The organism is Salinibacter sp. (genome assembly GCF_042218895.1).
In the GTDB taxonomy this organism is placed as follows: domain Bacteria; phylum Bacteroidota; class Rhodothermia; order Rhodothermales; family Salinibacteraceae; genus Salinibacter.
In genome coordinates this window covers 1-7,001 of sequence record NZ_JBDGQQ010000194.1, presented here as the reverse complement: position 1 = coordinate 7,001, position 7,001 = coordinate 1, and the positions used below count along the sequence as shown (strand labels likewise).

The following is a 7,001-nucleotide window of genomic DNA, read 5'->3' as shown; positions in this document are numbered from 1 at the left end:
CTCAAATTCCCGCGGTCTCTTCTTTCCGACTGTCCCAGGGGCTGTGGCTGATCGCATGCTCTCAAGGAATGAGGCGCGAACCGTCTACGACCGCATCGGGCGGTGGCAAGACACACAGCAATTTTACGAGCGCCCGGCCCTCGACACACTGCTTGCGCACGCAGACTTCGGGCACGCGACGTCCATCCTAGAGGTGGGATGCGGAACTGGGCGCTTCGCCGCCCGGATTCTTCGGAACCATGCTCCCCCGACAGCCCGCTACGAGGGCCTGGACCTCAGCGGCACAATGGTGCGGATTGCCCGCAAGCGGCTCGCCACGTTCAGCGAACGTGCGACTGTCACGCAGACCGACGGCACCTTGACGTTCGATCGTCCCGAGGGGGGCCAGGACCGTGTCGTCGCCACGTACCTGCTAGACCTCCTGCCGCACGCGGAGGCGCGCACTTTCCTGGCCGAAGCCCACCGTCTTCTTCGGGATCAACAGCCCCCCGGTCGACTTTGCCTCGCCGGGTTAACGCGAGGGACGGGTCCGATGTCGAGGGGTATTTCTGCTCTTTGGGACACCGTCCACGCACTTCGTCCGCAGTGGGTGGGGGGGTGTCGACCGATTCGGATGCGTGCTCTGTTACAGGAGGGAGAATGGCGCGAGGTGCATCACGCCATCGTCACGGCGTGGGGCGTGCCCTCGGAAGTCCTGATCGCCGTGCCTGCGTGAGTGAGGGGCAGGGCATGCACCGGAACACCGGACCGGCGCCGTGGTGTCCTCCGTCAAAATCGTGACTGCTGGTGGTTGCTCCATCAGGGGCCCGTTCACCCGTTGCTCTCTGGCGCACGATGACTCCTTCTTCCCCGTCCCAAACGTCATCGCGCTCCTCCCTCGCCGCAGGGACGGGGGTGGGGCTGATGGTCTTCGCGTCGGTGCTTGCCGTCACAGCCTCGCTCTGGAAGCTACTGGTTATCGGGGGGGTTGCATTCGGTGCCATGGCAGGGGGCGCCTGGTTGGGGAGCCGTCCGCGTCGCGTCGGGGTGGAGGGACGGGCAAGCGAGGCCCGGCGACTCGCTTGGGGCTACGGCCTCGCAAGCGGGGCGATGGTCACGAGTACAGGGGCGTTTCTCATTCCCAGCGCCGTCGGTCACCACGCCGCCTTCGGTGGATTTGGCATTGCGCTGGGCGTGCTTCTCGGCTTCGCCCTGCACGCCGCGCAGCACCAACTCGCTCACCTGAATCTCCCGTTCGACGCTACGACGCTCGAGTTGACCGTCCACTCACTGACCGCCGGGCTTGTAATAGGGGCCGTCTACGCGACCATGCCCACCCTGGGCCCCACACTCGGTTTGGCCATCATCTCCCACAAGGCCCCGGCCGGCTACGCGGCAGCCCGCCGGCTGCGCCGCTCGGGCCGCAGGGCATCGGTGCTCCTGGTCCCCGCCGCCGCGGTGGCGGCGGTCGCCATACCCGTTGGCCTCGCCTCTCCTCCCGGGTCCGACGTTCTGCATGCCGTGGTCTTTGGCGTGGCGACAGGGGTGTTCTTGCACGTCGCCCTCGACTTTCTCCCACGCTGTGAGATTGGAGGGGAGGTGTCCGAGGCTGCGGGACTGGCCGAGGCGGACTCGGCCCCGGACGACGGGTTCGACGCGGCGCACCACCTGCTCGACCGGCTCCGTCTGCACGCCATGGCCAGTGCTCTGCTTGGAGGACTAATCGTCTTCGCGGCGTGGTGGGGGCTCCACGCTTAGGACGGCGCTGTGTGTCAGCGAGCCAGTCCGTCCAATCATGCCGCTCATCGGACGCACTCTCCCGAGACCTGTGGAGGGGAGGCTCAGCGGGGTCCGGTGCGGCCCGTCGTCCCCGGATCCAGGCCGACGGCCCTGTTCACGCCAGGAACGGTCCGCCGTCCGGTGCGCCGACTAGATCCCCCTCAGAAAAATCACACGCCTCGATTGACAGGTCCCCGCCCTGCTGCCTATCCTCTTGACCACCACGGGTCCTGTGAACCGAAAGTGCGTGCGGGCTCGTAAATGCATCATTCACCCAGTCTCCCGCGAAATGACATTCCGATCCATGCTCTGTCCCCGACGCAGTCTCTTCACGTCGATTGCCGTACTCCTCGGATCCCTCATCGTGCTCGCCGGATGTGGCGGGGGGGGAGGCGCCGAAAACGGTGGTGTCCAGATTCAGGCCGGTGACCGGTCGCCCGCCATCGAAGGGGCATCTGCCCGCGTGACAGCTCTCACCGACAGCGCCGTCGTCGACAGTGCAAGTGTCGACGTCACGGTTACGGCCGACAGCTTCGAAACAGGAATTCAGACCGAGACGCCGCGCGCCGACTCGATTGCAAACTCTGGCAATGGGCAGCACTTCCACGTCATCCTCGACAACCAGCCGTACATGGCCAACTACACGGAGGGAGAGCCCTTCGACCTGGGAACGCTCGAGCCCGGCGCACACACCCTCGTCGTTTTCCCGAGCCGGTCGTACCACGAAAGCGTGAAGGGCAGAGACGCGTACGACCTGGTCAACTTCTACGTAAAGAGCGACTCCGGAAGCTTTATGCTCGGTCCCAAGGAGCCCGCTCTCATCTACAGCCGACCCAAGGGCACCTACAGTGGCGCCGACGCGGAGAAGATCATGCTTGACTTCTACCTCCATAACGTTCAGCTGAGCCAGGACGGCTACAAGGCACGCTACACCATCACGGACGACCAGGGGAACGAGGTCGCCTCGACCACGCTCACAGAGTGGGCGCCCGCTTTCGTGACGGGACTTGAGGCTGGCACCTACGAGGTCAACCTCAAGCTCATCGGCAGCGACGGCAACGTGGTTCCGGGTCCGTTCAACAACACGACGCGGGAGATTACGGTCGAGACTGGAGGCGGACAAGGCATGTAGCGATGGCCTGACGGCTGTGGCGGAGGACGGCGACTCGCGTAGCCCGAAGGAGCGCGCGAGTTAGCCAGTGACACGACGACGGGAGGGGAGACCGAGGCTGGGGGCGCCCCTCCCGGAAGTGTGCGGTCGAGCAGTCCTGGCTGGACACCGGTCGTATTTTCTTGCACGGAGTTCTCCTGAATTGGAGTCTAACGACACTCTCATCCGAATCCATGATCTGTCGTATGCCCTCCTGGTGGCGCGTGCTTCTGCTGGGAATGGGGGGGAGCTTGCTTTTGCTGACGGGGATGGCCTCCGCACAGCCGGCCCGTGGCCCTGCGGCGAAGCCTCAGCCCGGCATCGACGTGCAGGACTACGACTTTGCCCTCACCCTCTCGGACACGACGGACCGAATTGAGGGGACGGCCACGGTGCGCCTCCGCGTGACGACCGACACGCTCTCGGCCGTGCGGCTCGACCTCATCGGTCGCAACCAGGCCCAGGCGACGGCCCCCTCGCGCGTGACCGGCATGCGGGTTGCGTCGGTGACCGAGGCGGGGCGCACGGTTCCGTACCGCCACCGCAACGACATCCTGCGGATCGATCCCGCCTCTGACCTCGAGGCCGGACAGACGCACACCTTTCGCATTCAGTACGCAGGGGTGCCCGCCGACGGCCTCATCATCGGCACCAACCGGCACGGGGATCGCACCTTCTTCGGCGACAACTGGCCCAACCGGGCCCGCCACTGGCTGCCCGTGGTGGACCACCTCTCCGACAAGGCGACCGTCGAGTTTCGGGTGACCGCGCCGTCGACGTACGAGGTCGTGAGCAACGGAGCCCTGGTGAACGATTCGACGAGCGGCGGCACCCGGGTCACGCACTGGCGCACCGACGTCCCCCTTCCGCCGAAGATCATGGTCATCGGTGTGGCCGACTTTGCGGTCGACACAGCGGGCACCGTCGACGGCGTGCCCGTGCAGAGCTGGGTCTACCCGGAGGACCGTGCGGCCGGGTTCAAAGATCTCGGGCAGGCCCCGCCCATCCTCCGGTTCTTCGAGCAAAACCTGGGCCCGTACCCGTACCCGAAGCTGGCGAACGTGCAGTCCACCACGCGCTACGGCGGCATGGAGAATGCCTCCGCCATCTTCTACAGCGAGAAGGCCGTGGCCGACGGAAAGGATAGCACGCCGCTGCTCGCCCACGAGATCGCTCACCAGTGGTTTGGCAACACGGTTACGGAGGCGGACTGGTCGCACCTCTGGCTCAGCGAGGGCTTCGCGACGTATCTCACGGCCCTCTACCTGGAGCACGCCCGGGGAACGGCGGCCCTCCGGCGCTACATGAGACGGGCCCGGAAGCGGGTCGCCAAATTCCACGAGAAGAAGCCGGACACGCCCCTCGTGGACACGACCTACAGCGACCCAAATGCGCTCCTCAACACGAATCCCTACCAGAAGGGGGCCTGGGTGTTACACATGCTGCGACAACGGGTCGGCACCCGCACGTTCTGGAAGGGCCTCCGCGCCTACTACGACCGCTACCGCCACCAGAACGCAAGCACCCGCGACTTCCGAGCCGTGATGGAGGACGTGTCGGGGCAAGAGCTGGAACCATACTTTGACCAGTGGACCCGGCGGGCGGGCCATCCGGTGATCGAGGGCACGTGGCGCTACGACGCGGCGGCGGACGAGTGCGTCGTGACGCTTCGGCAGACGCAGGACGCGGCGCCGTTCCGTGTACCGGTGGAGGTGAGGGTTGAGACCGAGAACACGTCCCTCACGACGATCAATCTCCAAGGCCGAAAGCGAACGACACGCATCGACTGTGCGGAGGCCCCCTCGTCCGTCACACTTGATCCGAACGTCCATCTCCTCGCCGAACGTTCGATGAGCCGCGCGGAGTGACCGTCCGGTCGCCAGGGGCGCGGGGCTACGGACGATAGACGTAGACGCCCTCCGTCGTGCCTAGGTACAGTCGCGTGTGACCGCCGTCCTCCGTAAGAGCAAGTGCCCGGGTCGCGGCCGAGTCCGGCCCTGCGGTGTACGAGATCCGCTCCCAGCTCTCGCCGAAATTGCCGGTGCGGTGCAGGGTGAGGCGACCAGCCCCGGTTCCATTTTCGGAGCCCGCGGCGTAGATGAGGGTGCGATCCCCAACCTGTCGGGCGGCAAAGTCGAAGACGTAGGTGTACTGGGGCGGCTCGTACACCAGGGTCCAGTTTCGACCGCCGTCGGTAGACCGCAGCACGCGTCCTTCCATGCCCAGCAGGAAGCGTCCGGGGTCGTCGGGATGCTCAATGATGGCGTACACAGCATTGTCGCCCCCCGCGGAGATTCCAGACGCGCGCTGCCAGGTCGCCCCGTAGTCGGGCGAGCGGACGAGGTAGGGTTGAAAGTTTGATGCCTCGCCTCCGGCAAAGACGACGCTCGGATCGTGGGGGCTCACGTACAGAAGCGGGGCCTGATACCCGATCTGGTCCCAGCCGCCCCACACGCTTGTCCACTGCTCCCCACCATCGACGGAGCGCGCCACGTTACGCATCCCTCGGGCCAGGAGGGTGTCTCGGCTCCCAGGGATCGATGCGAGGGCACGGACGTGCCGATAGTCGTCCGGTCCGTACCCCGTGTCGAAGGGAGTCCACTGTGCATCCGGCGTGGCCCGTTTGTAGAGAACCGGTCCTGTCTGGCCGTTCTCGTGCTGGACGCCGGCCAGCATGGCACCATCCTCGCGCCACGTGACGTCAACGACCGTCTTTCCCTGGAGGCCCCCGGTCGTCCACTTCACTTCTGAGTCGAGAGGCGTGCGGTACAGTCCACTGTCGGTCGCGGCATGGAGCATGCCGTGTCGCAGCTTGAGTTCCTGAACGTCGCGGTTCGCCAACCCGGCGAGGGCCCATGGCGTCCTCGATGCATCGTCGCTGGACACAAGGTCGCACCCGACGACCCCGATGGACAGAAGGAAAACGGCAAGAGCGACGATCCAGCGCTCTGTGAGTTTCATTCGTGCTGATGGGAAATTGCTAAAGCATTCTCGATAGATGTAAGCGCAGCCGGTCGCTCTTTTGTTACACGCGAGTCCGGGAACAGGCACAGGGACCCGCCCCACTTATCGTCCCGAAGTCTTCTTGAAGAACGTCCACTCCCCACCCCGGCCGTCGACCGATGAGGTCCCTCCGCGGCAGTAACATTGAAGTTTCAGGCAGCGTTCTGTTGGTGAGACCCACCGATTGCTCCCGATCACAGTCCAGTTCAGCCATGTTGTCTCTCCCATCTGCGTTTCTGCGTGCCGCGCTGCTTGGGGCCCTGCTCGCCCTGCCTGTTCACCTCGTCTCGGCGCAGGATCGCGTTCGGGAGTCCCGGTCGGTCGACGCCTTCGCGGAGGTCGAGTACAACATTCCCGGCACTCTTCACCTCCGACAAGGCGACGACCGCTCCGTTGAGGTTTCTGCCCCGGAGACGGTGCTCGACGAGATCAAGACGACGGTCGACGGGGAGACCCTCGAAATTTCGGATGGAGACGAGCCGGGCCTGCTGGAGTTGTTCGGCGCCGATGGGCTCGATACCGACCAGATTGACGTCTACGTGACGGCCCCGACCCTTCATGAGCTGAACGTGGCCGGGACCGGTCGGGCCGTAGGGGAAACGACGATTGAGGGGAAGGCCCTTACTCTCCGCTTGGCTGGGTCCGGGGAGCTCGACGTGGAGGTGGAGACGAACGAGCTCAGCCTGCAGATGGCCGGCTCAGGAACGGGGACACTCCGAGGTCAGACCCGTACGTTGGATCTGAACATTGCGGGCTCGGGAAACCTCCAGGGCGCATCCCTGACGGCGCAAAGGGCGGACGTGCAGATTGCCGGCTCGGGCGACGCTAAACTGAACGTCACCGGTCAGTTGTCCGCCCAGATCTTCGGGTCCGGTGATGTGCGCTATCGCGGGGAGCCGACCGTCGAGACCAATATGCTCGGCAGCGGGGAGGTGAATCCGATCGAGTAGGAGCGGGGCCCTCAGGCCAGAAACTCGTCCGCTAGGTTCGGGAACAGGGGCGGAAGGTCCCGGATGCGTGCCCAGCCGTCTCCTTCGGCCACGGGTTCGACCTCGACCGACTGAAAGTAGTCGTCGAGCACGGCGTCTCG

Annotated in this window: 6 protein-coding genes; 5 read left to right on the top strand and 1 reads right to left on the bottom strand. The window is 65.4% G+C overall.

Annotated elements, in window-relative coordinates:
- The 4 genes from ABEL04_RS15750 to ABEL04_RS15735 all read left to right on the top strand — a co-directional run.
- On the top strand, positions 1-715 hold a 715-nt coding region (locus tag ABEL04_RS15750; protein ID WP_375803357.1), incomplete at its 5' end, for a class I SAM-dependent methyltransferase.
- Between the two features lie 119 nt (positions 716-834).
- Complete coding sequence (locus ABEL04_RS15745; RefSeq protein WP_375803356.1) at positions 835-1,737, top strand: ZIP family metal transporter; 903 nt, start codon at positions 835-837, stop codon at positions 1,735-1,737.
- Positions 1,738-2,062: 325 nt separating this feature from the next.
- Positions 2,063-2,890: a hypothetical protein gene (locus ABEL04_RS15740; RefSeq protein WP_375803355.1), complete on the top strand. Its 828-nt coding sequence runs from the start codon at positions 2,063-2,065 to the stop codon at positions 2,888-2,890.
- 224 nt (positions 2,891-3,114) lie between these two features.
- Positions 3,115-4,776, top strand: a complete 1,662-nt coding sequence (locus ABEL04_RS15735) for a M1 family metallopeptidase (RefSeq protein ID WP_375803354.1) — start codon at positions 3,115-3,117, stop codon at positions 4,774-4,776.
- Positions 4,777-4,801: 25 nt separating this feature from the next.
- Here ABEL04_RS15735 and ABEL04_RS15730 read toward each other — a convergent pair whose 3' ends face one another.
- Complete coding sequence (locus ABEL04_RS15730; RefSeq protein WP_375803353.1) at positions 4,802-5,869, bottom strand: WD40/YVTN/BNR-like repeat-containing protein; 1,068 nt, start codon at positions 5,867-5,869, stop codon at positions 4,802-4,804.
- A 254-nt stretch (positions 5,870-6,123) separates the two neighbouring features.
- Between ABEL04_RS15730 and ABEL04_RS15725 the strand changes: the two genes are divergently transcribed.
- A complete protein-coding gene (locus ABEL04_RS15725) occupies positions 6,124-6,861 on the top strand; it encodes a head GIN domain-containing protein (protein WP_375803352.1) in 738 nt (245 codons plus the stop codon).
- Positions 6,862-7,001 lie beyond the last annotated feature (140 nt).